Below are 25179 nucleotides of genomic sequence, written 5' to 3'. Positions count from 1 at the left end.
GTCACGCCGCCGCGCGATCGGCGATGCGGGCAATCGGAAAGCACTCCAGAACCTTAGCCAGGATCGCAGGACCGGTCGCATCGATTGGGACAAAGAAACGCAGTTTCCACGAAATGATCTCGCCGAACAGGCCGTAGGCGCGCAGCCGATCCCGCATCGGCTCAGAGAAGCCGGTCAATTCGATGCGGTTTGCGCCCATCACGCGAACGCGCCTGAGCTGAAGTCCATCGGCAAGATCGAGAATGGTCTTGCCATCGATCATTGCGGTGAAAGCAGCGTCCGGCGAAAGACTCGACGTCCCGGCATCCAACGCACAGGCGACCCACGCAGGCGAGACCTTCCGGCCGATGATGCGCTCGCCGGCGTCGGTCTGCAGACGATAGACCCGCGTCGACTCGTTCGGCAGACGCTTCCAGATCGGCAACAGCAAACCAGCGACGATGTGGATCTCGCTATCGGTGAATTCCGGAACTTCGGCGACTTCGGCTTCCCAAATAATAAGGCACGGCACAGGCTGCGTCTTCGCCATGCGCTTCTGCTTGACCAGCAGTTCGAGCGCGCGGTAGCGACGTCCGCCCGCAGGCACCTCGAACATGCCGGTCTCCTGGCCATCGGCATCGACGACCGCACGGACGCTTAGGCTCTGGAGCAGCGTACGCTGAGCGATGCTTTCTGTCAGTTGCTCGATCGAGATGCCGGCTTTCACGCGGCGGACGTTGGCCTGGCTGAGCACCAGCTTGTTGAAGGGAATATCGCGGGAGGAACTGAGTTTGATCTTCTGAACGCTTGCCATGTCGGCTTCTCCACGACGAGCGGCCGAAAGACTCTATCGACCTCCTACCCGTCACAGACAAGCCGGCGCGCCTCTCACTCTCTGACGCGCAGCGCCAATTGAAGGCTGAAAGGGCATTCGGATGCATCACGCCGCCTCCTCGTTGCCCTCGACGACGGAATCGATCGCGGGCGACAAAAACGCATGCAGGAATTCTGCGGCCTTCGATGCCGCGCTTGCCGCCCGGACGACAGCGCGGTTATCCTCGCGCAACACCTCCAGCCAGGAACCGATATAGTCGGCGTGGCGCACGGTCGGCACGATACCGAGCGTGGCACAAACGAACGCACCCGCCATTTCGGCGACCAGCTCTTCGCGCGCGTATGATTTTGAGCCGAACGAACCGGAGTGGTCGCGGTTGAGGCGGGATGCCTGGCCGGTCCAATGACCGAGCTCATGGAAAGCGGTTCGGTGCCAATTGATCGGCTCGAAATAAGCAGCCGGCGGCGGTACCTGCACGAAATCGCCCGTCGTGTTGTAATAGGCGCGCGCACCGCCGATGCGGAAATCCGCACCTATCGCCGCGATCAACGCCTCGGCTCGGGGCTCAATCTGATCTGGCGGCGGCGGAACCACCCAAGCAGAAAATTCCTCGGGCAAGCCATCGCACTGATCAGTGTTGAAGACCGTAAAGCGCTTGAGAAACGCGATGGCACCCGGCTCTTCACCGGCCTCCGCGGCTCGCCGACGTTCGTCGTCCGGGATGAAGCGATCGGCATAGACGACGGTTGTTCCGCGTTCGCCCTTCCTGACATGGCCACCAACTCTGAGTGCCTGGCGGAAAGTAAGCCAGCTCTGTCCGGCAAAGCCGTGCTCGATGACGGCTCCCCACAGGATCAGCACGTTGATCCCGGAATATTTGCGCTGCGTCGACGCGTTGCGCGGCATGGCGAGCGGTGCCTTGATTGCCGCCGTTCCCCAGGGCTGCACCCACGGGACACGGCCGGCCTCCAGCTCGGCGATGATCTTGTCGGTGATTTCGGTGTAAAGGCTGGCGCGGTCATTGCCGGCACGAACTCGGGTGGTATGTCCAGACATCGCGGTTCTCCGCAACGGGCGACGCGAGCCTCTCTCGCAGCCTGAAACCCGTCACGGCAGCACCCGGCCGGTACTCTTACTCTCAGCCTTTTTCGCGAGGATACGTCGGCGTGTGACTTAGGAGAGCCCGGTTTGGCTCCTCGCCGCGCGCACACAACGAGAATGCAAAATCTGCGAGGCGGCCCGCCTTCCGTCCCATTTCTTCGTAGGACTTGGCTTTGAGTGCCTGGGGCCGAAGGCCCCGATCAGGCGTGCGCCAATTGCGCATCGCCGCAACGGAAAATGGCACCCGCAGGAGCGTGAGCATAGCGACGCCGAAGGCGGCACGCGGGACCGAGTGCAGCGACGAGACCGGTTAACAGCGGCACCCGGGACAGGGGCAGTGATAGCGATCGCCGAAGGCGAGCCCCTTTCCCGAGTGCCCCCGGCGAGGAGCTCCGCGGCGTTTGCGCGAGGGATCGAAGCCGGATGGCCGAGACGCGAAGCGGCTCGATTCATATGTGGACGGCCCCCGACTTGCAAGGATTGGCTCGGGCAGCATGCTCGGATCGCTTGCGCTCATATGTCCGGCCTATTATCGGGTCTTGCGACCACTGGCCAAGATGGGCTTCGCGGACAGTGAGCTCCAAACACGAGAGCGGCATTTGCTGCCGGTAAACCGAGCGGAGTGTCTCACATGACCGGCTCGCGCCGAACGTACCACCTCTTCCTTTCCTGCAAGTTCCGGCCCCAGCGTCAGATCTGCCCGTCTGACGCCAAGCTCTTTTTGTCGTTCAAGTCTATGTCGGCGTTGGCATCGGTACGGCGCTCGCAGGCCGGTACCGTTCGCCGCTGACCATCAGTTTCCAAGCAATCCGCGCCAGCTTGTTTGCTAACGCTATCGCCACCAGCTTTGGCGGCTTGCGAGCGATCATGTCTTTCAGCCAGGACCAAGGGCGACTCCCGCGTCGTCGCATATCCGCGATCACTGCCGTCGCGCCAGCTACCAAAACGGTTCGCAACATGCCGTCGCCGGCGCGGGTGATGACCCCGAGCCGATTCTTGCCGGCCGTCGAGTGATTCTTTGGCGTCAGGCCAAGCCACGCGGCAAAGTTTCTTGCCGACTTGAATCCGCGCGCATCCACGACCTTGATTGACAGCAGCGTCGCGCCGATCGGACCAATTCCTGGAATGGTCGCAAGTCTTCGGCTCATCTCGCTGCTCCGATGGAGTTGCATGAGCTTCTTGTCGAGCGTAACGATTTGATCATCGACGCGCGCCATTTCTGCAGCCAACGCCTCTATCAACTCCATCGCCAAGTCCGGGACTGTCGCATCAGCCCTAATATCGATCAGCAATTGCGGAAGCCTTGAAAGCCCCTTGGGCGCGGTAAAGCCGAACTCTGCGGCGTAGCCGCGGATCGAATTGGCGAGCTGGGTGCGCCTGCCAATGAACTGGTTGCGTACACGAGTCAGCATCTGTGCGCCCTGCTGCTCGGGACTTTTGATTGGCACGAAGTTCTTCTGCAATTTCGGTCGACTCGCGGCTTCGCAAATCGCCTCGGCGTCCGCCGCATCGGATTTCCCACGTTGCACGTACGGTTTGACATATTGCGGCGGGATCATCGCCACCTCATGCCCCAGCGAACGCAGCTCCCTCGCCCAATAGTGCGACGCTCCGCAAGCCTCCATCGCGACAAGCGTAGGCGGCAGACGGCCGAAGAACGCCAGAACCTGGCCGCGTCTCAACTTGCGTCGCAAGACCGGCTGCTCCATCCCGTCAACGCCATGCAACTGAAATACGCTCTTTGACGTGTCCAAACCGATACGAACAATCGTTTCCACGGGCGGCTCCTTCGTTTGAGGTCATCGACGACCCCATCCTGCCACGCAGACCGGCGGAAGGGGGCCGTCCACCCCAACACGAGAGCCCGGTGCAGCGTAAGCCGCACGCGCGCAAGCGAAAAAATCCGCCAATCGGAGGATCTAAACCCCCTGGCGCGCATTCGTCTGCGCGTCATAGATCCTGATCTGAAGCATCGAGAAATGCTTCTTCAACTCTTCTCCACCTGTCCTGGCGCCGTCGCGGGTTGCGGATTCGGCTTTCAGTCGGCCATCCACCTCGAGGGCGTAACCTGAAGATGGCAGTTCACGGGTGGCTGCAACCATGTCGTCCCTATCATGCAGTTAGGCAATCGATGACGATTGGTTAGCGCGAGTCGCCCAGAGCAGGCCAGCGTCACCTGCAAAATCCAACGCGCGGTGATAGCCGATTACGGACGGGACTCTGCATCATCCGAGCAGGCGGCTGGCTTGCCGTTCGCGCGGACGAGGCGCGGTAAACCACGGCTCGACTAAGCTGCCCTTCCAGCTTCCTCGACCGGCGCGCTCGGCACTGTGCTGAAGTCTGCACCATATCTGCCTTTCGAGCATTTGAGGCCAATCCAGCGCAAGTCCGTGAAGCACAAGCCATTCGCCGAGGTCCGCACCACCGACCGGAGTTTTTCTTTCTTGAGTTTGTATGAACCTTGACCACCGCATTTGCTGATTAACGGCCGAGCCCCACCGTCGCATGAGGCCGGCTGAGCACGTGCTCGAATTGGATCTGCGTCGATAATGGCCGGCCTGGTGCAGGGCGCACATCCAAATTCCGACACTGGAATCCTGTCCAAGACCCTTAATGCAAGTTCACGATCGAATCTGTCGGATAGGCCATTGATCATGCATCCAAAGCAGCTGACTGCCTGCTAGCGGTCCCCCGACGACCGCAACCGAAACAATAACTATTGCCGCCTTTTGGGGATTTCGCCGATCAAAATTGGTTCTCCTCGAGAACTGCACGCCAAAGGTCTCCTTTTTGCACGCTATTTTGGCCTATCGCCGTCAAGCCGCACTGCGCAGTAGAGAGGAAAACTCTTTCACCGTAAAAGTCCCTTTAGGACCCACCCCAACTCCCGCTCCACCGACCACAAGCCGAGAGCAACCTAGATCTTCCAGATCGGACGTCGTTCTTCTGCAAATTCAGCTCTTGTTGCACCAAACGGGCACCCAACAGTGAGATCAGACCGCCCATTTTCACCGCGCCCCGCGCTGCCTGCCCGCTACCCACCCGCTGGACTCTGGCCCGCGATGATGAGAGCGGACATGGCCGCCGCCTACCTGGACTTCGGGGACACAAGCGAACTCGCGCGCGCAATCGGTCGAGGAGACGCACCGCCACCCCTCAGCTGTCGCGGAACAGGACGGCTACGGCAGCCAGTTTGGTCGAAGGCGGCCATGGATCAGTTCGCAACGCCTATCGTAACAGGAGATCTTAGAGAACCGGAGGACCTCTTATGCCTCGTATGATGTCATTTGATACGGCACCAGCGCTTCCTCGATATTGTCGACGAAAACTATTGGCGAACAATCGGATGGCTTATTATTTTGAACCGCCAACCTGGGCTCGTCGACAGGGCTGCGATTTAGGCCCTGAAGCGTTAGGAAGCGATTACGCCAACGCCGTCGAGCGTGTTGAGAAGGTCCTCTTGCCCGCGTTCGACAGCTGGCGCTCACGAGGTTTAAGTGACCTGATGCCCGCCTCTCCCGAACCCGGCACGTTCGATTGGCTAGTCGGCATCTTCCAAGCTCACCAGAAGTGGGACGAAATCGACAGCAACACTCAGCGTCAGTACAGGAAAAGCCTCGCACTTTTCGCCAACCACGAATTGAAAGATGGAAGTCGCGCTGGGTCGAAGCAACTGTCCGCTTTCACGAAAGCCTTCGTCGACGCAGTGTATGGGAAGCTGCTAGTGGTAACAAAAGTAAGCAGCAATGGAGATGTGATCGTCCGCGAGCGTCGTCGTTATGCAAATCTGGCCATGGCGTCCTGCCGGCGCGCGTGGTTCGTTGGCCAGCGCGCCCAAGAAAAGATGGTACCGGCGAGCAATCCATTTTCACGGATGGGATTAAGATCACGTGCGCCCGGACGGCCGATACGGCCCACACCGACCGCAACCTGGGATGAACTCGTCGCGTTCAGAGCTGCCGCAATAAGGCTCGACTATCGCTCGATCGGAACTGCTGCCTTGTTGTCGTGGGAGTGGTTGCAACGAGAGCAGCACGTGTTCGGCGCCCTCGACATTTCGCACTATCGCCCTAGCGAGCGGCCAAATAGCGTCAAAATCGTACATCCAAAAAATGGAGAGGAAGCCTGGTGGCCGCTGTCAGACGAAAAGGGCGCCCCTCTCTTTCCTGAACTTATGGACGAGCTCGACGAGATTAAAAAGACCTCGATCTCGGGCCTCGTGTTCCGACGTGACCATGCGCATCGTCGGTCGGCAACCCCGCTTCCATGGATTACCCCACGCAAGGACCTGCGCTATCTACGCAGCATCGTAAAGAAGATAATCGCAGAGGCTGGCCTTCGTCAGGAACTTTCCTTTACTTCCTTCCGACACGGAGGATTCACCGAAGGCGCCGACAGCGACCTCACGGATGCAGAGTTGCGCGCCGCTGGCCGTCATAGATCAAGCCGCCAACTGCCAACCTACGCTAAGCGCACCGGTAAGCAATTGATCAAGGCCACAAAGAAGCGCCGCGAGGAGCGGACAAGATCACTCCTTGTTCGACTAAACGCCAATCGTCCCTCGGGATGAAGGTGTATCGCACGACGTAGAATCTGACGAATGTAATCTAATGAATGCATCGCCTATTTTCCCGTCCACGACGGCTTCCTCTTCTCACCGAAGGCCTTCAGGCCTTCCTTCGCGTCCTCGGTCATTGCGAGCAGCGCGATCTGGCTTTCGGTGTAGGCGATGCTCTCGTCGAACGACATCGAGGCGATGGCGCGCATGGCGTATTTGCCGCGGCGGATCGCGGTCGGGGACTTGTCGATGATGCGGCCGATCAGCCAGTCGACCTTGGAGTCGAGCTCGGCTGTGGATACGACGTAGTTGAGCAGGCCGGCTCCTTGCGCCGCTTTCGCGTCAAACGGCTCGCCGGTGAGCGCCCATTCGTTGACGAGTCGCGGCGGCGCGATGCTCTGCAACAGGCTCAGCACCTGCATCGGGAATACGCCGACCTTCACCTCCGGCAGGCCGAAGATGACGTGATCGGCCGCAATCGCCATGTCGGTCATGCACAACAGGCCCATGCCGCCGGCCATGCAGACGCCACCGACCCGCGCAATCGCCGGCTTGGTGGCGTTCTGTGACAACCGCAGCAGATCGGCATAGTCGACATTCGGCTTGGAATGATCCATCGCGAACGCCGCGCCGGAATTCTGCAAGTCGGCACCGGCGCAGAACGCCTTGTCGCCTGCCCCCGTCAGCACGATGACGCGGACGTCCTTGTCGTCATGCGCGTCGCGATACCCTTTGGTGATGCCGGCGATGACCTCGCCGTTCAGCGCGTTGCGTTTCTCCGGCCGGTTGATGGTGATCCAGAACGCCTGCCCACGCTTTTCGGTGATGATTGCTGTGGTGTCGGTCATGGTACCCTCGCTTCCTTGCTCCCGTTTGCAGCCATTTGCGGCAGCTCGGGCGGCAGGCGCAAGGGCAATCTGCGACGAGGTCTTGCTTTAGCGCCTCGACACAAATTGGCGGGCGAGCGAAGCGTGCGCTCAGGCCGAGACCGTTTTCCTGATCCAGACCTTGTTGTCGTGGAATGCAGCTCCCCCGATCGGCGCGATCGTATCGGCTCCAGTCAGCACGTTGATGCCGCGGCCGCCGATATGATTCTTGTTCGGGTGAACGGATTCCGCGATCAGCACGCCGCGCCGCACGCCGTCGAACAGCGTTGCGAGCAGCGTGGTCTCGCCGCGGGTATTGCCGAGCGTCACGGCGTCGCCGTCGGCGATATCGAGCGCAGCCGCATCCAGGGGGTGGATCATCACGCTCGCCTTGCCCTCGCGCGCCTGCGAGGACGGCGTCTCGTTGAAGGTGGTGTTGAGGAAGCTGCGCGAGGGACTGGTCGCGAGCCGGAACGGATGGGCTTGATCGGTATGCTCGATCACTGCCCAATGATCCGGCAGCGACGGCATCTTGTCGAAATCGCCCATCGTCTGGCCGAACGGCGGATGCGCCCAATCGGCCTTGAAATGGAATTTCTTGTCGGCATGGGCAAAGCCGTCGAGATAATGCGAGGTCCGGAAGTCCGGTTGCAAATCGCGCCAGATGTCGGCTTCGAGACCAGCGATGTCGCCGCGGTTGCTGAGCTTCAGCGTCGCGTCGATCAATTCGCGCGGCGTCATTTCGAAGCCCGGATGCTTCGCGCCAAGCCGCGGCGCCAGCGCCTGCATGACCTGATGGTTGGAGCGGCATTCGCCGGGCGGGTCGATCAGCTTCGGCCCGACCGAGATGTGCTGGTGGCCACCGCCGTAATAGAGATCGTCATGCTCCATGAACATGGTCGCCGGCAGCACGATGTCGGCCATCTCGGCCGTCTCGGTCATGAACTGCTCGTGCACCGCCACGAACAGATCCTCGCGCGCAAACCCCTGACGCACCAGCGCCTGCTCCGGTGCCACCGTCATCGGATTGGTGTTCTGGATCAGCATCGCCTTGATCGGCCCCTTTCCGAGCAAGGCCTCGGCATCGCCGGTGAGGATGCGGCCGATCTGCGACTGGTCGAGCGCGCGCGTGGCCTTGTCGATCGCGTCGTGGCCCTCGATGAGGGATTCATTGAAGTGCCACAGCGCGTAATTGTTGAAAAAGGCGCCACCGCCTTCATACTGCCAGGCGCCGGTCACCGCGGGAACGCAGAGCGCCGCATGCATCTGCGTAGCGCCGTTGCGCGAGCGGGTGAAGCCGTAGCCGAGCCGGAAGAAGGTCCGTTTGGTCTCGCCGACCAGTTTCGCAAAGGCCTCGATCTCGGATACCGGCACGCCTGAGATCGCGGACGCCCACTCCGGCGTCCGCGTCTTCAGATGCGCCTCGAGCTCATCGGGGCAGTCCGTGTACTTGTCCATATAGGCGCGGTCGGCGTAGCCATCGCGGAACAGGGCATGCATCACGCCGCACGCGAAGGCGCCATCGGTGCCGGGCCGCAGGATGATCTTGATGTCAGCCTGCTTCATGGTCTCGTTGTCGTAGATGTCGACGGCGGCAATCTTGGCGCCGCGCTCCTTCCGCGCACGCGCGGCATGCGTCATCACGTTGACCTGCGTGTTGACCGGGTTGGTGCCCCAGATCACGACGAGATCGGAGAGCGCCATCTCGCGCGGATCGACGCCGGCAATCTTGCCGGTGCCGATCGCGAACCCGATGCGCCCGACATTGGCACAGATGGTCTGATAGAAGCGCGAATATTTCTTCACATGCGTGAGGCGATTGAGGCCGTCGCGCATCACCAGCCCCATCGTGCCGGCGTAGTAATAAGGCCAGATCGATTCCGCGCCGTACTCGCGCTCGGCCTGGTTGAAGCGATCTGCGATCTCGTCCAGCGCCTCGTCCCAGGAGATCCGCGCGAACTGCCCGGAGCCCTTCGGCCCGGTACGGCGCATCGGATACATCAGCCGCTCGGGGTGATGGATGCGCTCGGCGTAACGGGCGACCTTGGCGCAGACGACGCCAGCCGTGTAGGTCTGCTTTTTCGAACCTCGGACGCGGCCAATGCTTCGGCCTTCGACCACCTCGATGTCGAGCGCGCAGGCCGAGGGGCAGTCATGCGGACAGGTCGAATGGCGGATTTCGATCTTGGCGTGCTGGTTCATGTCCAGTTCGTAACATCAAAATAGCAGCCAGCCGAGGGCATTTATCCGGCAATGCCCATGCGATTTGCTCAGATCACGTGCCCTGCCGGTTCCTGCCGCGACGCGAAGAGCGGTGCGGCCACACCGAAAACGGCCCAATATTCCCGGCGCGATCGGCTTTGTGAGCCGTCGACAGTCCGTATCTCCTGCCGCTACATTGCCAGGCAACAAGAACGACAACAGGGAGGTGGGCATGACGGCCCGAAGATTGATGCTGGCGCTCGCCGGTCTGCTCGGTGCATTCGCCGCGGCCCCCTCATTCGCACAGGATTACCCGACCCACGCCGTCCGGATCGTGGTCCCCTTTGGCGCCGGTGGGCCGGCGGACGTCGCGGCCCGGCTGATCGGCAACGTGCTCCAGGAGAGATTTGGCCAGCCCTTCGTGGTCGAGAACCGCACCGGCGCGGGCGGCGTCATCGGCACGGTCGAAGCGGCGAAGTCGCCGGCCGACGGCTACACGCTGCTGATGATGTCCAACACCCAGACCGCGAATGAATCGCTATTGACGCCGGACAAGCGCAAATACGAGCTGATGCGCGACCTCGCGCCGATCGCGCCGGTGAACTACTCCGACCTCGTCATCGTGGTGAACCCGCAAGTTCCGGCGAAGACGCTGCAGGAGTTCATCGCGCTCGCCAAATCGCAGCCGGGCAAGCTGAACTACGCCTCCTCCGGCCAGGGCACGCCCTATCACATGGCCGGCGAGCTGTTCAAAGCCATGGCCGGCATCGACGTCGTCCACGTGCCCTACCGCAACAGCGGCGAGGCGCGCAGCGGCGTGATCGGTGGACAGGTGCAGATGATGATCGACGCCGTGCCGGCGATGGCGCCGAATATCGCCGAGAACCAGGTCCGCGCGCTCGCGACCACCGGCAAGGAGCGCTCGGCCGTGCTGCCGAACGTGCCGACCGCGGGCGAAGCCGGCGTCGCAGGCTATGAGGCCACGATCTGGCTTGGCCTGATGGCCCCGGCCGGCACGCCGAAGCCCGTCATCGACAGGCTCAATGCCGCCGTAAACGCAATGGTGAAGCGACCGGACATCGTAAAGCTCTGGACCGAGCAGGGTGCCGTACCCATGTCCATGACGCCGGAGGAATTCGAAAAATTCCTTCGCGGCGATATCGAGAAATGGGCCGATGTCGTCAAGAAGTTCGACAAGTCCTGAGGTCGCGGAGCGATCATGCCGACCATTCAATTTCAGCTCAACGGCGCGGCGATGGCCGTGGAGGCCGATCTCGACCAGACGCTGCTCGATGTGCTGCGCGGCCGGCTCGGCGTCACCGGTCCGCATTTCGGCTGCGGGGCCGGTGAGTGCGGGGCCTGTTACGTCATGGTCGGCGACCGCGCGATGGCCTCCTGCGACATGCCGATGTGGTCGGTGGCGGACAAGGACGTCCTCACGGTGGAGGGCCTCGGCACGGCCGAGGAGCCGCATCCGCTGCAACGCGCCTTCGTCTCCGAGCAGGCGATGCAATGCGGCTACTGCGTCTCGGGGATCCTCATCAGCGCGGCGGCGCTGCTGAAGCGCAATCCGTCGCCGACGGAGACTGAGGTCAGAGCCGCGCTCGATCGCAATCTGTGCCGCTGCGGATCGCACAATCGCATGGTCCGCGCCGTGCTGCGCGCGGCAGCGGAGACGGCGACGTCATGAGTCTGCCGTCCCCTGTCCCGAAACTGCCGGTTAGCCTCGCGGCCAATCCAAAGCTGTCGTCCTGGGTGCGGTTCAGCGGCGAAGGCGGTGTCGCAATCTCACCCGGCAAGGTCGAGATCGGCCAGGGCATCGTCACGGCGCTGGCGCAGATCGCCGCAGACGAGCTTGACGTCGATATCGGCAGGATCGAGCTGATCCGCGCCTCGACGGCGACCAGCCCGAACGAGGGCGTCACCTCGGGCAGTCTTTCGGTCCAGCAGTCCGGCCGCGCGCTGCGACACGTCTGCGCCGAGGTGCGCCAGCGCTTCCTCGCAGCCGCATCGGAGCGTCTCGGCGTCGATGCGGCGCTGCTCGATGTCGATGACGGCACGATCTCGGGTCCCGGCAACGTCAGGACCAGCTATTGGGAGCTGGCTGGCGACGTCTTGCTCGACCGCGACGCCACCGCGGGCGCCGTCGCGAAGCCCGCTGCCACACGCGGTGTCGCCGGACATTCGGTCCAGCGGGTCGACATTCCCGACAAGGTGTTTGCGCGACCGCGCTTCATTCACGATTGTGCATTGCCGGACCTGGTGCACGGCCGCGTGCTGCGGCCTGACATCTCGGGTCCCAGGCTGATCGCGCTCGACGAGACGGCGGCGCGCGTCGTTCCCGGCCTCGTCGCGATCGTCCGCGACGGCGGCTTTGCCGGCGTGGTTGCCGATAGCGAGGCTTCGGCGGAAGCCGCACTGAAAGCCTTGCGCAAGAGCGCAACCTGGTCGGCCGGCGAGCCGTTGCCCGACGAAGACGATCTCGCGGGCTTTCTGAAGAGCCAGCCGGTCGAAACCACCGTCATCGACGCCAGGGCAGCGGCAACGACGAAGAGAGCTGCGCGCACCCTTCGCCGGCAATACACCCGTCCCTACATCGCACATGCCTCGATCGCGCCGTCCTGCGCCATGGCGCGATGGGACGGCGATCGTATCCATGTCTGGACCCACAGCCAGGGCGTCTTTCTGCTGCGCGCCGATCTTGCGATCGTGCTCGAACTGCCGGCCGAGAACATCGTCGTCGAGCATATGGAGGGGGCCGGCTGCTACGGACACAATGCGGCCGACGACGTCGCGCTCGATGCCGTGTTGCTGGCGAAAGCCGCCGGCGGCCGCCCGGTGCGGGTGCAGTGGTTGCGCCATGACGAGATGTCTCATGCGCCGTTCGGCGCAGCGATGGCCATCGAGATCGAGGCCGACCTCGATGCGGACAGCGAGATCGTCGGCTGGCGCCATGCGATCTGGAGCAACGGCCACGCCGCGCGCCCGGGACGCGCGGCGCAGCCGGCGCTGCTTGCGGCGACCGAGATCGCGAACCCCTACCCGCGCATGATCTCGACGAATCCACCGGCCGCCAATGGCGGGGGCGGCGACCGCAACTCCGTTCCACTCTACGACCTTCCGGCCTGGACCATCACGAGCCACCGGCTGCTGACGATGCCGGTGCGCACGTCGGCGCTGCGGACCCTGGGCGGGCAAGGCAATGTATTCGCGATCGAATCCATACTCGACGAGATCGCGGTCCTGCGCGGCGAGGACCCGATCGCGTTTCGCCTGCGTCATCTCCGCGACGAGCGCGCCAGCGACGTCATTCGCGCCGCGGCACGCCGCGCGCAGTGGAAACCGCAAAAACAGTCTGGCATCGGCCACGGCGTCGGCTTCGCCCGCTACAAGAACACGGGCGCCTATTGCGCCGCCATCGCGGAGATCGAAGGCACCGACGACATCCGCGTCAGGCGGTTGACGCTTGCGGTCGACGTCGGCGAGGCCATCAATCCGGACGGCGTCATCAACCAGATCGAGGGCGGTGCGATCCAGGCCACGAGCTGGGTGCTGAAGGAGCGCGTGCGCTTCGATCGCACGCACATTACATCAACGTCCTGGACCGACTATCCGATCCTGACCTTCAGCGAGGTGCCGGCGGTGGATGTCGAAATCATCCAGCGGCCGGAGATCGAGCCGGTCGGCGCCGGCGAGGCCGCGCACGGTCCCGTGACGGCGGCGATCGCCAATGCGGTCTACGATTGCCTCGGCGCGCGCGTGCGCGACCTACCGATCACGCGCGACAGGATCATCGCAGCCATGGAGCTTGCATCGTGACGACAGTGACCATTTTGAGCGGCGGCGCGGCGCAAGGCCTGGTGCGCGGCCTCAGCGAGCCCTTCAAGACGCAGACCGGCCTCAGTATCGACGGTGAGTTCGGCGCGGTTGGTCTCATGGCCGACAAGCTGCGCGCGGGAACGCCGGCCGATCTCGTGATCCTGACGCAGGCCCTCCTTGCGGAGCTCGCCGCGGAGAAGCTCGTCGTCCCCTCCTCGATCGCAGATATCGGCCGGGTCGAGACCGCGCTGGCGGTCCATAACCGCGATCCGAAAGTCACGGTGAAGACTGAGGCCGATCTCCGCGAGGTGCTGCGATCCGCGGATGCCATCTACGTTCCGGACACCAAAGCCTCGACCGCGGGACAGCATGTCGCAAAGGTGCTGGATCAACTCGGCATCGCCTATGAGGTCGCATCGCGTCTCAAGATCTTTCCGAACGGCGCGACCGCGATGCGCGAGCTTGCTGCGTCCACCGCAACTCGGCCGATCGGATGTACCCAGGCGACCGAGATCATCGCAACCGACGGCATCGCGCTGTCAGGATCGCTGCCGCCGGGCTGCGAGCTCGTGACGATGTACACGGCCGGCGTGGCCGCGCGGGCCGCACATCCGACAGAAGCGGCCGCGCTGATCGCACTGCTGACCGGCGCAGACCGGAAGGAGCTGCGCCAGCGCGTCGGCTTTGCCGGCTAGATACGGATGGCCGCCTTATTTGTGTAGCTGGGTGAGACCGGTCGGCGGCCCATCGACCGCGGTCCAGCCGCCGTCGACGAACAGCGTGCTGCCGCTGACATAGCTCGCGGCATCAGAAGCAAGATAGGCGACCGCCGTCGCGACCTCGTCGGCGCTGCTCCAGCGGTTGAACACGGTATGGCCGGCATAGAGATTGTAGATATCGGGCCGCTGCTTGAACGGGCCGGTCAGCGCGGTCTCCGCAATGCTCGGCGCGATCGCGTTGACGCGGACGCCGGCGTGGCCGACCTCTGAAGCAAAACCCTTCACCAGCAGGCCGATCGCCGCCTTGGTCGAGCCATAGACGCCAAGACCGGGCTCGATGGTCACCGCGCGCACCGAGGAGCAGGCGATGATGCTGCCGCCCTTCTGCTCGACCATGATGCGGCCGAAGGCCTGGAAGAACCAGACGGTGCCCTTGATGTTGAGGTTGAGGACGCGGTCGAGATCCTCCTCGGTGTAGTCGAGGATGGTCTTGCGGATGTTGAGCCCGGGCGTCGTCACGGCGATGTCGAGCCGCGAGAATTTCTGCATGACGATCTTGGCGAGCGCATTGACGTCCGCAGCACTCGCGGCGTCGCAGCTAGCTGCTTCCGCCCAGCCGCCCTTGTCGCGAATTCCGGCTGCCGTCGCCTCGGCGGCGTCAAGCGCACGATCTGCGCAAACGACGCGGGCGCCGAGCCCGGCCAGCGCCTCGGCCGACGATTTGCCGATGCCCGAGGCGGCGCCGAGCACCACGGCGGTCTTGCCGGTGAGATCGAAGAGCTTGCGATAGTCAGTCACGAACGGATTCTCCCTGTTGCTGCTATCCCTTGTAGCCCATCAGCAGGCGGGGCAGCCACAGCGAGAACGCGGGGACGTAGGTCACGAACATCAGAGCTGCGATCAGGGCAGCATAGAACGGCAGAATGGTGCGCATCACCGCGCCCACCGAGATGCCGCCGATGGCGCAGCCGACGAACTGCGTCGTTCCGACCGGCGGGGTGTTCAGCCCCAGCGCGCAGTTGATCAGCATCAGCATGCCGAATTGCACGGGATCCATGCCCGCCTTCATCGCGATCGGCAGGAAGATCGGGGTGCAGATCAGGATGGTCGCCGCCATGTCCATGAACGTGCCGAGCACGAACAGGATGACGTTGATGAGCAGGAAGATGACCCAGGGCTGCGAGGACACCTTGCTCATCAAGTCGCCGGCGAAGTCGGCCACCTCGTAGAGTCCCATCAAATACTGGAACATGGTGGAGACGCCGATCAGCAGCAGCACCACGCCTGTCGTCTTCACGGCCTTGGCGGCAGCCCGCAGGAAGTTCGGCAGGGTCATGGTGCGGTAGATGAAGAAGGTCAGCAGGATCGTGTAGGTGACCGCGACGGCTGCGGATTCGGTCGCCGTGAAGACGCCGGACAGGATGCCCGCCAGGATGATGCCGACGATCAGCAGACCGGGCAGCGCGGCCGCGAACGAGCGGAAAACCTCGGCCCAGCCCGGGAACTTGCCGGCCGGATAGCCGCGCTTCACCGCGACCGCGTAGGCGGCGACCAGCATGCACACCATCAGCACGATCGCCGGCAGAAGTCCGGCGGCGATCAGCGCGCCGATCGAGACCTTGCCGCCCGCGGCGAGCGCATAGATGATCATGTTGTGGCTGGTCGGCATGAGCGCCCCCACCAGGGAGGCATGGGTGGTGACGTTGACGGCGTAGTCGGTATCGAACCCTTCCTTTTTCATCATCGGGATCATCACCGCGCCCATCGCCGACACGTCGGCCACGGGCGAGCCGGAGACGCCGCCGAACAGCGTGCAGGCGACCACGTTCGACATGCCGAGCCCGCCGCGGATGTGCCCAACGAGATTTTTGGCGAGCTGCACGATCTTGTCGGCGACCCCGCCATGCAGCATCAGCTCACCGCTGAAGACGAAGAACGGAATGGCGAGGAAGGAGAAGATGTTCATCCCCGACATCATCTGCTGGAAGATGACTGCGACCGGCAGGCCTTCGTAGAGGATGGTGCAGATCGCGGAGAGACCGATCGCGAAGGCGACGGGTACGCCGAGGATCAGGAAGCCGAAGAAGGTCGCGCCCAGAATGATCAGTTCCATGAGGGGACGACCTCTTCGCCGCGCAGGAGCGCAATGATGTGCTCGATTGAAAAGGAGACGATCAGGACGCCGGAGGCGATCAGCGGGACGTAGCGGATGACCTCGGGGAGCCCGAGATTGGGGATCTTCACGGTTCCGACCGACGCTCCGAGGATCCAGCCGTTGTAGGCCATCGCAATGCCGAACACGGCCACCAGAACGTGGATCACGAGCTCGATCTTCTCTCGCAGATGATCCGGAAGCATCACCAGCAAACTGTCCATGCCGATGTGTCCAGCGTCGCGAACGCCGACGGCGGCGCCGATCAGCGTGACATACAGGATCAGGACCAGCGCAAGGTTCTCCGTCCAGGTCGGGCTGGAATTGAGCACGTAACGTCCGAACACCTGGTAGAACACGATGGTGACGATGATGAGCAGGCCGGTCACGGACAGATACATGCCGAGGCGGGCAACGACGGCATTGATCCGCGACAGCAAGCCGGTCGACGGTCGGCCGGTTACCTCCTGCTCGTGGCTTGCGACATGTGGGTCTGTCATCGGCGTCTCCTTGCGGGGGTCCGGCGCCGCCTCGCGGCGACGCCGGACCCGACGCTGTGGCCCTACTTCGTGTCCTGGATACGCTTGACCAGGCCCTTCAGCTTCTCGTCGCCGGCGAACTTGTCGTACACCGGCTTCATCGCATCGACGAATTCCGCCTTGTTGGCGATCGTTACGACCTGCACGCCGGCCGCCTCGACGGTCTTGCGGGAGGCCTGCTCACGCTCGTCCCAGAGCTTGCGCATGACGGGCACCGATTCCTTGGCCGCCTTGCGGACCATCGCCTGATCCTCCTTGCTCAACGTGTCCCAGACCGTCTTGGACATCACGAGAACTTCCGGCGCGAGCGAGTGCTCGGTGACGTTGTAGAACTTGGCGGCCTCGAAGTGACGCGAGGATTCGTAGGACGGCCAGTTGTTCTCGGCGGCGTCCACGAGGCCGGTCTTGAGCGCGGTATAGACCTCGCCATACGGCATCGGTGTCGGGTTGGCGCCGAGGCTCTGGATCATGCCGACCCAGAGGTCGGACTGCTGGACGCGGATCTTCAGGCCCTTGAGGTCGGCGAGCGATTTGACCGGCGCCTTGACGGTGTAAATGGACCGGGCGCCGCTGTCGTAATAGGCAAGGCCGATCAGGCCCGCGGGCGCCATGGACGCCAGGATTTCGTCGCCGATCGGACCATCGAGAACCGTGCGCATGTGCTGCGTGTCCCGGAACACGAAGGGCAGGCACAACGCGATGGTCTCGGGCACGAAGTTGTTCAGCGGCGATGCGTTGATCCGCATCATGTCGAGCGCGCCGATCTTCAGCTGCTCGATGGTGTCCTTCTCCGAGCCCAGGGCTCCGTTGGGAAACACCTTCACACCGAGCTTGCCGCCGCTCGCGGCTGCGAGCTGCTTGCCCATGAACTTGACGGCTTCGACGGTCGGATAATCGGCGGGGTGGATGTCGGCCGAGCGGAAATCGCGTGCGGTCGCCAGCGGCGCTGAGACCGCCAGTACGGCGGCTGCGATGATGCCGGTGAGTGTCTTCATCTGGGGCTTCCTCCTGAGTTAATTATGTCGTTGTCGGGCCGATGCTGCAGGCCGCCTTGGGTCGCTCCACTTCAGGTGTAAAGTCAAGCGTTGCAAACGCACCACCTTGGTAGGATTGCGCGGCGGAGTCGAGCGGATTTGACTGGTGAATGATCACGGCGAGGAAAGGTGCGAGCTTCATCGCGCCCTCTCCGGCGGGGACTGGCGCGGCAGGTGCCGGCTTCCCTTTAATCCCGCCTCGCCGTCGGCCAATGCCGGACGCGAGGTGACGATGCTCGTCATATCCATGGACGTTCCTCTGGTTTTAGAATCGACCGCTATTGGTTGCGGCTTGGAGGTGCAGACGTGACGGTCGCCCCATCCTTGTGCGATGCGCGCTGGTCAGCGCGATGTCGCCAACGTCGTCCCTAGGGCGGGCGGCATTCTGAGTCCAAGCCAAATCCGGCATCGATCAATGCTGGAGTTGCATCGATCGATCATGCATCACTTCGAGGGCGCGATCGGCGAATGCCCCGTTTTTCCGAAATCGCCTGCACTGGGGCGTTACTTGACGCCACAGGGAGAGCCCGCCCAAGATGCGCCGAAACGGAACATCGCGAGGAAATGCCCATGCCGCGGAAGCTGATCGATATTTCCGTGCCGCTCGGAAACGACGTGACGGCCGATCCGCCGGGCAATCACCCGACGATCCAATATATTGATCACCAGCAGGGCTTGCCCCGCATGCTGCAGTTCTTCGACGGCCTCAAGGCGGAGGATTTGCCGGATGGCCAGGGCTGGGCGGTCGAGCAGGTCTCGCTGTCCACCCACAACGGCACGCATCTCGACGCGCCCTGGCACTTCCACCCGACCATGAATCGCGGCGAGCGGTCATGGACGATCGACGAGGTGCCGCTCGAATGGTGCCTGCAGCCCGGCGTGAAGCTCGACTTCCGCCACCTGGCCAATGGGTACGTGGTGACTGCCGACGATGTCGAGAAGGAGCTGAAACGGATCGGGCACACGCTGTCGCCGCTGGAGATCGTGGTCGTCAATACCAGCGCCGGCGCCAAATTCGGCCAGGCCGATTACGTCAACTCCGGCTGCGGCATGGGCTATGAGGCCACCATGTACCTGCTCGAACGCGGCGTGCGGCTGACCGGCACCGACGGCTGGAGCTGGGACGCGCCGTTCGTCTACACCGCGAAGAAATATGCCGAAACAAAAGATGCCGGCCTGATCTGGGAAGGTCACAAGGCGGGACGACACATCGGCTATTGCCATCTCGAGAAGCTGCACAATCTCGACAAGCTGCCGTCGACCGGATTCACGGTCTCATGCTTCCCGGTGAAGATCGAGCGAGCGTCCGCAGGGTGGACCCGAGCGGTCGCCATCGTCGACAATCAGGTCTGAGGCCTCACTCGCCGTTGAGGCCGCTCTCGGCGAGGTCGTGCAGCGCATCGGTATCCAGCACGACGATGGCGCCGTGCTCGAGACGAACCCAGTTGCGGCCGGCCCAGGCGCGCAATTGCTTGTTGATGCTCTCGCGCGTCATCCCCACCATCTCGCTGATCTCCTGCTGCGTGATGGCGAGCGTGCCGCTGCCGGAGTCGAACTTGCGCTCTTCGGTGAGACCGAGCAGCGCGCTCGCAAGCCGGCCCGGCAGATTTTGCAGGATCACCTGCTCGACCTGCTGGCTGGTCCAGCGCAGGCGCGCGCAAAGCAGCTCGATGAACTTCATCGCCAGCGCCGGCTGGCTCTTCACGAATGGCAGGAAGTCGCGACGGTCGATGATGTAGAGTTCGCAATTGGTGTTGGCAGTCGCGTCGGCCGAGCGCGGCGCGCCGTCGAGAACCGCGATCTCGCCAAAGATTTCTCCAGGACCGATCAGATTCAGAATAGCGTTCCTTCCATCCGGCGAAGAAGAGGAAATCTTCACTGTTCCCGTGATCACCGCGAACAGGTTGTTGCCGGGATCGCCCTTGGCGGCGATGGTCGCACCGCGCTTCACCGTGGTGTGCTTGGCGTAGCGGCAGAGTTGATCGAGCGCATCTGGCTCCAGATCCGCGAAGATCGGGTGCTTGCGCAGGACCGATAATTTGTTACCCGCCGCTTGTCGGGGGTCGCCGGTCTTGTCCTGAGGCACGCCGCTCGGCTCCTAAGACTGCGAGGCACTGGAGTTCCTGCGTAGTCAACGTTAGCAGGCTTTTCAACCGGAAAGCATATGCACGGTTTGAGCCAAATACGGCGAAAATGCCGCGGTCGGGCGCCAAGGCGGCATCCGGGGGATGAGCCAATGTGTCCCGGTCGATGCAGAGTTGCAGCTATCGCGCGCACCATTGCGTTGAGGCGCTGCCGAACGGCCGCGAGCTGGCCGTGGAAGCCTCCGCGGCAAGCACGGTAAAACGCGATTGTGATCTCGGGACCGTCAGTGCTTGGCGTCCGAATCGGGCCGACCTGCGCTGGTTTGCCGGTCTGCCCATGCCAAGGCCCCGGCGAATGTGACAAAAACGACCACGACAGCGATCGTCACCAGCAGTGCGTCAGTCGGCATGATGCCCTCCCCTGTTATTTTGGGCATTATTGGCGGCGCACGACCGCCGTCATTGATTGGGATCAAAATTGGCGAGCGCCGGATCAGGCCGCAGCCAAGGCCTCGACCTTCGCCGGATCGAGCAGGCTGATGCCGCCATGAACGATCTCGATCACCCCATGTCGCTCCAGCTTGGTGAAGGTGCGACTGACGGTTTCGATGGTCAGGCCGAGATAATCGGCAATGTCCTGACGACTCATCGGCAGCTGAACAGTGTCCGACGCCCCCTTCAGCGAGAATAGCCGCTCGCGCCAGGCGAGCAGAAACGTCGCGACTTTCTCGTCCGCCGATCGGCGGCCGAGCAGGACCATGTGGTCGCGCGCCTGGCTCAACTCGCGAATCGCCAGCTCGTTGATCCGCCTGAGGAGATGCGGCCGGCTCTCGACGAAGCGGCCGAAAGGCGCCTTCGCGAACTGGCACACGGTGACGCCACCGATCGCATCCCCCGAAAAATTGTGACGGCCGGAAATATTCATCCCCAGGAAATCGCCTGGTAACGCAAATCCCACGATCTGTCGCCGGCCGTCGGGCAACAGCTTGTAGAGCCGCATGACGCCGTCGAGGAGATTGTAGAACGAGGTCGTGCTGTCCTCCTCGGAAAAGACGGTCTCGCCCCCGTCAAAGAGGACGCGGCGCCCCAGATGCTCGAATTCCCTGAGCTCGGCCGGGTCCAGCGACGAGCACACCGCGAAGTCGCGGACCGCACAATCGCTACAAAAATGCCCGTTCGGCTCGATCGTCACCACGGAAGCCTTCATCTACCGCTCCAAGCACCGGCTGCCCCGCATCAGGCCGAGCCCACCGCGCGGGCTGCATTTTACTGCACTGCGCCAAAGCCGATTGACCCAGATCAATTTTGGCGGGCATGGCCGTCTTGTGCTGTTGCTAGACCGCCTGCACCGTCCAGCCGATCAGCTCCTTTGCAATGCGGGCGAAAGCTGTGTCGAACGCTGCGACCGCTGCGGCCGGCTCGACCTTGTCAAGCTTCTCGCTGGTCTCGACGAGGCGCGACGCCACCACCTTGCCGTTCTTGTCGACGATGCGTGCCGACAGTCCAATCTCGACCCGAGCCTCGCCTTCCGTGGCGATCCGGAAGCGCCTGATGTCGATCAGAAGCTGGTAGTCCGCCTGGCCGAGATCGCTCGTGCGTAAGGGCGCGTGGGCGATGTCGTAATTCTCAAAACTGTCGATCAGCCGCGCCTGCACCAGCTTCGGAATGCTGTCGGCCCAGAGGAATTCGGCAAAGCCCGGATTATCCCCGCTGGGTGCAAACAACATGCGCTGGGTCTGGAGCATCGCGACCGCGGTCGGCTCGGGAATCGCCAGTGACGCCGAAAGCGTCTTGCCGGCCGGCCCAAGATTCTGCGGCGTGCGCAGGTCATAGGTGATCTTCTGCGCCGGCGTCCCGCCGCCGGTCATCTTTTCCAGGCCTGCCAGAATACCGTCGATCTTGCCGGTGTTGCGCGCGAGCCCGTCGGAGAATATCTTGAGGTTCGCGATAGTGTCCTTCAGCGGACCGGAATTGTCCTCCAGCACGGTGTCGACCCGTCGCAGCGCATCGCGCGCAGCCTGCGTCATGCTCTGGCCTGCACCGGCATCGGCGACCAGGGTCACGGGCTCGCCGGCCTTGGCAACGATCATGCCGCCCTCCAGCGTCACCACCGGCACGCCGGTCAGCCCCTGGAAATCCAGCCCGACCTTGGTGTCGGTACGCACGGGTGTCGTCGAGGCAACCGAGATCGTCGCATTGACGAAGCGCGGATTATCCGGCGCGAGGCCGATCTGCGTCACCTCGCCGACCCGGATGCCGTTGAACAGCACACCGGCACCGACCAGCAGACCCGGCACCGGACCCTGGAATTGCACATGATAGTTCGCGCGCGGCCCGATGCCGCCCGTGTTGTTCAGCCAATAGACGAAGCCGAACACCGCAAGGATAGCGGCCAGCACGAAGCTGCCGATCAGCACGTAGGGAGCCCGGGTTTCCATGTCTCATCTCATCTCGTGTTGCAGCATCTGCGAGCGCTTGCCGTGGAAATAGGCGCGCACCCAGGGATGCTCGGATTGCAGCAAATCGCGCATCGGACCGATCGCCACGATCTTGCCGTCGGCGAGCGCGGCGACGCGGTCGCAGACCGTGGTGAGGCTCGCAAGATCATGGGTGACCATGAACACGGTGAGGCCGAGGGTCTTCTGCAGCGTCCCGATCAGCGCGTCAAAATCGCCGGCGGCAATCGGGTCGAGACCGGAGGTCGGCTCGTCCAGGAACAGGATCGGCGGATCGAGCGCGAGTGCGCGGGCCAGCGCCACGCGTTTGGTCATGCCGCCCGAGAGCTCGGACGGATATTTGTCGGCGTCCTGCGCTCGCAACCCGACCATCTCGAGCTTGGCGATGGCGATCTCGTCCATCAGCTCCTGCGACAGCACGAGATTTTCGCGGAGCGGAAACTGCACGTTTTGACGAACTGTCAGCGAGGAGAACAGCGCACCCTGCTGAAACAGGATGCCCCACGTCTTGGCCGCGCCGTCCTTGCGGCCACCGATCGGCCGTCCCATGACTTCGATGCTCCCGCCCTGGCGCGGGATCAGGCCAATGATGGTGCGCATCAAGACCGACTTGCCGCCGCCGGACGCACCGACGAGCCCGAGGATTTCGCCTCGGCGGACGTCGAGCGACAGATGGTCGAGCACAGTCTGGCGACCGAAGCCGACCACGAGGTCGCGAACGCGGATCGCCAATACCTCTTGCGATTCGTCCATTGTTACATTCCGATCGAAGCGAAGAAGATCGCGAACAGGCCGTCGAGCACGATCACCAGGAAGATCGACTTCACCACCGACGTGGTCGTCTGCCGCCCGAGCGATTCAGCGCTGCCCTTCACGCGCAATCCTTCGCTGCAGGCGACGATCCCGATCACCAGAGCCATGAAGGGCGCCTTCAGGATGCCGACCTCGAAATGGGTGACGGAGATGGCCTCATGCAGCCGCGCGATGTAGATCGCCGGCGCCATGCCGCCGTAGAACTGCGCGACCAGCCCTCCACCATAGAGCGCCGCAACCGCCCCAATGAACGCGAGGATCGGCAGCGCGATGACGAGGGCTGCTACTCGCGGCAGTATCAGGACATGGACGGGATCGAGGCCCATGGTCGAGAGCGCATCGATCTCCTCGCGCATCTTCATCGAGCCGAGCTCGGCGGTGTACGCGCTCCCCGAACGTCCTGCGACCATGATGGCGACGATCAGCACACCCAGCTCGCGCAGCACCAGGATGCCGACCATGTCGACAGTGTAGGACTCCGCACCGAATCTGCGGAAATGAAAGAACCCCTGCTGGGCGATGATGGCACCGATCAGGAAGGTAATGAGAACGACAATCGGAATGGCCTGCCAGCCGATCCGGTAGAGCTGATAGACAAGCGATGTCAGCCGCAGCGAGCGTGGCCGGCGCAGCACGCCGATCACGGCGATGAACAATGCACCCAGCATTTGAAGAAAGATCGTGACGTCTTCGCGCGCGCCAACCGTAGATTTGCCGAGATCGCCGAGCCTGAGCAGAATCGGGTTTGGCGCGGCCGCAACCGCCGGGGGGTGGCGGTTGACCTGACGCACCTCATCCATCAGGCCGCTGAAATGATCGGCAACGCCGACGAATTCGGCCGATCTGCCGGATGATGCGGCCCGTCGCGACAGCTTCTCCAACACCCAGGCGCCGAGCGTGTCGAGCGCACTGACGCCGGACATGTCCAGCGTCACGGCGCTGGATCGATCGACATCCGCTCCGACCGATCGGGACAGCGTTTCGAGCGCCGAGACGTTGGCTGCCGTCCACGGCCCTTCCGGGCGCAATTTCAGCGCATCGCCGGACGGCGTTGCCAGCAACAGCGGTTCGGAGTTCACGCTTCCACCTCATCGGGACAATTGGCCCCCATTCAGCCGCCACTTCTAGGCCAGCATGTGGCGGCCGGGTTGACCTGTCTCAACACCAGGGCCACGCGCCGTCCCTTGACGCAAATCAAGCGCGGCCGCGCCGCCGGGCCTTAGGGTCGCTTCCATTCAAGGGAGTTCTCAAATCCATGTTCAACAGCGACAGGATGAGCGAAGAACTGCGAGCGTTGAAGGTTGACGTCACGCGTCTGCTGAGCACCGCAGGCGAAGAGATGTTCGACAGCTCGAAAGACCGGGCCGAGGCTCTGGCCGATCAGATCAAGGCCGCGCTTGCCGAGCTCGGAGAAACCGTCAGCGACGAGCAGGAGCAGCTTCAGCGCCTCATTGTGGAACGCCCGGTCACATCGCTCGCCTCCGCTTTCGCACTCGGCGTCGTCGTCGGCGTCATGCTGAGGAGACATTAAGTGAATACCGAGAATGTCGTCAAACATCTGCGCGTGCTGTGGCGCGCGGACAGGATCATCGCGGACATCAAGCTGCGCCATCTGTTGATCGGCCTCGGCCTGCGGGCCTTCGCGGCCCTGATCGCGACATTCGGGCTCCTGATGCTGGAGCTGTCGGCCTATTTCGCGCTGGTCCAGATCTGGAGCGCAATTGCGGCGGCTGCCATCCTCGGCGCCGTCAATTTCGCCATCGCGGCGGTTCTCTTCGTCGTTGCCGGCCGTCCTCCATCCGGCCGCGACATCGAGCTCGCCAATGAAATTCACGGCGCATCCATCGAAGCCTTGCAGCTCGAGGCGCGGGCGCTCCAGGCCCAGGTGTCAGGCGCGGTCCATCATCCGCTCAGCACAATTGTGCCGGTGCTGGTGCCGCTGATCGCGATCATCGTCAAGAGTCTGCGGAAAACGGCCACGGAATCCGCCGCATCGCGCGAAGCGCACTCGTGATCGGAACG

Annotated in this window: 25 protein-coding genes; 8 read left to right on the top strand and 17 right to left on the bottom strand. The window is 63.2% G+C overall.

What is annotated here, in order from left to right:
- Position 1: 1 nt before the first annotated feature.
- From AB7Z56_RS13335 to AB7Z56_RS13320, 4 genes are all read right to left on the bottom strand, one after another.
- Entirely contained in the window at positions 2 to 793 is a 792-nt protein-coding gene (locus tag AB7Z56_RS13335) for a ParB/Srx family N-terminal domain-containing protein (RefSeq protein WP_441256273.1), read from the bottom strand.
- A gap of 126 nt (positions 794 to 919) precedes the next feature.
- A complete protein-coding gene (locus tag AB7Z56_RS13330; protein ID WP_441256826.1) occupies positions 920 to 1870 on the bottom strand; it encodes an ArdC family protein in 951 nt (316 codons plus the stop codon).
- Between the two features lie 779 nt (positions 1871 to 2649).
- Positions 2650 to 3693 (bottom strand): IS110 family transposase, encoded by a 1044-nt coding sequence (locus tag AB7Z56_RS13325; protein ID WP_007594558.1) that lies wholly within the window; start codon positions 3691 to 3693, stop codon positions 2650 to 2652.
- Positions 3694 to 3834: 141 nt separating this feature from the next.
- On the bottom strand, positions 3835 to 4017 hold the full coding sequence (locus tag AB7Z56_RS13320) for a hypothetical protein (protein WP_354142141.1): 183 nt from the start codon (positions 4015 to 4017) through the stop codon (positions 3835 to 3837).
- 1244 nt (positions 4018 to 5261) lie between these two features.
- On the opposite strand from AB7Z56_RS13320, the gene AB7Z56_RS13315 reads away from it, so the two are divergent.
- Positions 5262 to 6485, top strand: a complete 1224-nt coding sequence (locus AB7Z56_RS13315; protein WP_441256272.1) for a hypothetical protein — start codon at positions 5262 to 5264, stop codon at positions 6483 to 6485.
- 53 nt (positions 6486 to 6538) lie between these two features.
- Here the strand turns inward: AB7Z56_RS13315 and AB7Z56_RS13310 are convergent, their stop codons facing one another.
- Both AB7Z56_RS13310 and AB7Z56_RS13305 read right to left on the bottom strand, forming a co-directional pair.
- Positions 6539 to 7321: an enoyl-CoA hydratase/isomerase family protein gene (locus AB7Z56_RS13310; protein WP_354142139.1), complete on the bottom strand. Its 783-nt coding sequence runs from the start codon at positions 7319 to 7321 to the stop codon at positions 6539 to 6541.
- A 129-nt stretch (positions 7322 to 7450) separates the two neighbouring features.
- Positions 7451 to 9541 (bottom strand): molybdopterin oxidoreductase family protein, encoded by a 2091-nt coding sequence (locus tag AB7Z56_RS13305; protein ID WP_354142138.1) that lies wholly within the window; start codon positions 9539 to 9541, stop codon positions 7451 to 7453.
- A gap of 232 nt (positions 9542 to 9773) precedes the next feature.
- On the opposite strand from AB7Z56_RS13305, the gene AB7Z56_RS13300 reads away from it, so the two are divergent.
- Genes AB7Z56_RS13300 through AB7Z56_RS13285 form a run of 4 tightly spaced genes read left to right on the top strand, consistent with a single transcriptional unit; the run spans position 9774 to position 14055 of the window.
- Positions 9774 to 10745 carry a Bug family tripartite tricarboxylate transporter substrate binding protein gene (locus tag AB7Z56_RS13300; RefSeq protein ID WP_354142137.1) on the top strand — a complete coding sequence of 324 codons (972 nt, stop codon included), beginning with the start codon at positions 9774 to 9776 and terminating at the stop codon, positions 10743 to 10745.
- 15 nt (positions 10746 to 10760) lie between these two features.
- A complete protein-coding gene (locus AB7Z56_RS13295) occupies positions 10761 to 11231 on the top strand; it encodes a (2Fe-2S)-binding protein (protein WP_354132214.1) in 471 nt (156 codons plus the stop codon).
- A complete protein-coding gene (locus AB7Z56_RS13290) occupies positions 11228 to 13360 on the top strand; it encodes a xanthine dehydrogenase family protein molybdopterin-binding subunit (RefSeq protein ID WP_354132213.1) in 2133 nt (710 codons plus the stop codon). The genes AB7Z56_RS13295 and AB7Z56_RS13290 overlap by 4 nt, the downstream gene beginning before the upstream one ends.
- Positions 13357 to 14055, top strand: a complete 699-nt coding sequence (locus AB7Z56_RS13285) for a molybdate ABC transporter substrate-binding protein (protein ID WP_354132212.1) — start codon at positions 13357 to 13359, stop codon at positions 14053 to 14055. Before AB7Z56_RS13290 ends, AB7Z56_RS13285 begins: the two co-directional genes overlap by 4 nt.
- Positions 14056 to 14070: 15 nt before the next feature.
- Here AB7Z56_RS13285 and AB7Z56_RS13280 read toward each other — a convergent pair whose 3' ends face one another.
- The 5 genes from AB7Z56_RS13280 to AB7Z56_RS13260 all read right to left on the bottom strand — a co-directional run bounded on the left by AB7Z56_RS13280 (position 14071) and on the right by AB7Z56_RS13260 (position 17946).
- The gene (locus AB7Z56_RS13280; protein WP_247303232.1) at positions 14071 to 14877 is read right to left on the bottom strand and encodes an SDR family NAD(P)-dependent oxidoreductase; all 807 of its coding nucleotides are present in this window, start codon (positions 14875 to 14877) and stop codon (positions 14071 to 14073) included.
- 22 nt (positions 14878 to 14899) lie between these two features.
- Positions 14900 to 16192 carry a TRAP transporter large permease gene (locus AB7Z56_RS13275; RefSeq protein WP_028149682.1) on the bottom strand — a complete coding sequence of 431 codons (1293 nt, stop codon included), beginning with the start codon at positions 16190 to 16192 and terminating at the stop codon, positions 14900 to 14902.
- Positions 16183 to 16731, bottom strand: coding sequence for a TRAP transporter small permease (locus AB7Z56_RS13270; RefSeq protein WP_354130613.1), 549 nt, complete (start codon positions 16729 to 16731; stop codon positions 16183 to 16185). Before AB7Z56_RS13270 ends, AB7Z56_RS13275 begins: the two co-directional genes overlap by 10 nt.
- 62 nt (positions 16732 to 16793) lie before the next feature.
- Positions 16794 to 17765: a TRAP transporter substrate-binding protein gene (locus AB7Z56_RS13265; RefSeq protein ID WP_071911867.1), complete on the bottom strand. Its 972-nt coding sequence runs from the start codon at positions 17763 to 17765 to the stop codon at positions 16794 to 16796.
- Positions 17766 to 17787: 22 nt separating this feature from the next.
- Entirely contained in the window at positions 17788 to 17946 is a 159-nt protein-coding gene (locus AB7Z56_RS13260) for a hypothetical protein (RefSeq protein WP_155795055.1), read from the bottom strand.
- A gap of 428 nt (positions 17947 to 18374) precedes the next feature.
- On the opposite strand from AB7Z56_RS13260, the gene AB7Z56_RS13255 reads away from it, so the two are divergent.
- Entirely contained in the window at positions 18375 to 19157 is a 783-nt protein-coding gene (locus AB7Z56_RS13255) for a cyclase family protein (protein WP_259256674.1), read from the top strand.
- 4 nt (positions 19158 to 19161) lie between these two features.
- On the opposite strand, the gene AB7Z56_RS13250 is transcribed toward AB7Z56_RS13255, so the two are convergent.
- From AB7Z56_RS13250 to AB7Z56_RS13225, 6 genes are all read right to left on the bottom strand, one after another.
- Positions 19162 to 19890: a Crp/Fnr family transcriptional regulator gene (locus tag AB7Z56_RS13250; RefSeq protein ID WP_259256673.1), complete on the bottom strand. Its 729-nt coding sequence runs from the start codon at positions 19888 to 19890 to the stop codon at positions 19162 to 19164.
- A gap of 282 nt (positions 19891 to 20172) precedes the next feature.
- Complete coding sequence (locus tag AB7Z56_RS13245; protein WP_256461316.1) at positions 20173 to 20298, bottom strand: hypothetical protein; 126 nt, start codon at positions 20296 to 20298, stop codon at positions 20173 to 20175.
- Between the two features lie 83 nt (positions 20299 to 20381).
- The gene (locus AB7Z56_RS13240) at positions 20382 to 21095 is read right to left on the bottom strand and encodes a helix-turn-helix domain-containing protein (RefSeq protein ID WP_441256271.1); all 714 of its coding nucleotides are present in this window, start codon (positions 21093 to 21095) and stop codon (positions 20382 to 20384) included.
- 127 nt (positions 21096 to 21222) lie between these two features.
- Entirely contained in the window at positions 21223 to 22326 is a 1104-nt protein-coding gene (locus AB7Z56_RS13235; protein ID WP_354130614.1) for an ABC-type transport auxiliary lipoprotein family protein, read from the bottom strand.
- A gap of 3 nt (positions 22327 to 22329) precedes the next feature.
- Positions 22330 to 23097, bottom strand: a complete 768-nt coding sequence (locus AB7Z56_RS13230; RefSeq protein WP_354130615.1) for an ABC transporter ATP-binding protein — start codon at positions 23095 to 23097, stop codon at positions 22330 to 22332.
- A gap of 2 nt (positions 23098 to 23099) precedes the next feature.
- Positions 23100 to 24236, bottom strand: coding sequence for an ABC transporter permease (locus tag AB7Z56_RS13225; RefSeq protein WP_354130616.1), 1137 nt, complete (start codon positions 24234 to 24236; stop codon positions 23100 to 23102).
- A 176-nt stretch (positions 24237 to 24412) separates the two neighbouring features.
- On the opposite strand from AB7Z56_RS13225, the gene AB7Z56_RS13220 reads away from it, so the two are divergent.
- Together AB7Z56_RS13220 and AB7Z56_RS13215 are read left to right on the top strand one after the other, a co-directional pair.
- Positions 24413 to 24688, top strand: a complete 276-nt coding sequence (locus AB7Z56_RS13220; protein ID WP_208087837.1) for a hypothetical protein — start codon at positions 24413 to 24415, stop codon at positions 24686 to 24688.
- On the top strand, positions 24689 to 25171 hold the full coding sequence (locus AB7Z56_RS13215; RefSeq protein WP_354130617.1) for a phage holin family protein: 483 nt from the start codon (positions 24689 to 24691) through the stop codon (positions 25169 to 25171). It abuts the gene before it with no gap.
- Positions 25172 to 25179: the final 8 nt, after the last annotated feature.

The sequence above is a fragment of the Bradyrhizobium sp. 482_C4_N1_8 genome, assembly GCF_052075965.1.
Taxonomy (GTDB): Bacteria; Pseudomonadota; Alphaproteobacteria; order Rhizobiales; family Xanthobacteraceae; genus Bradyrhizobium; species Bradyrhizobium barranii.
The sequence above is the reverse complement of the archived record's forward strand: the minus strand, read 5'-3'. Positions and strand labels throughout refer to the sequence as shown.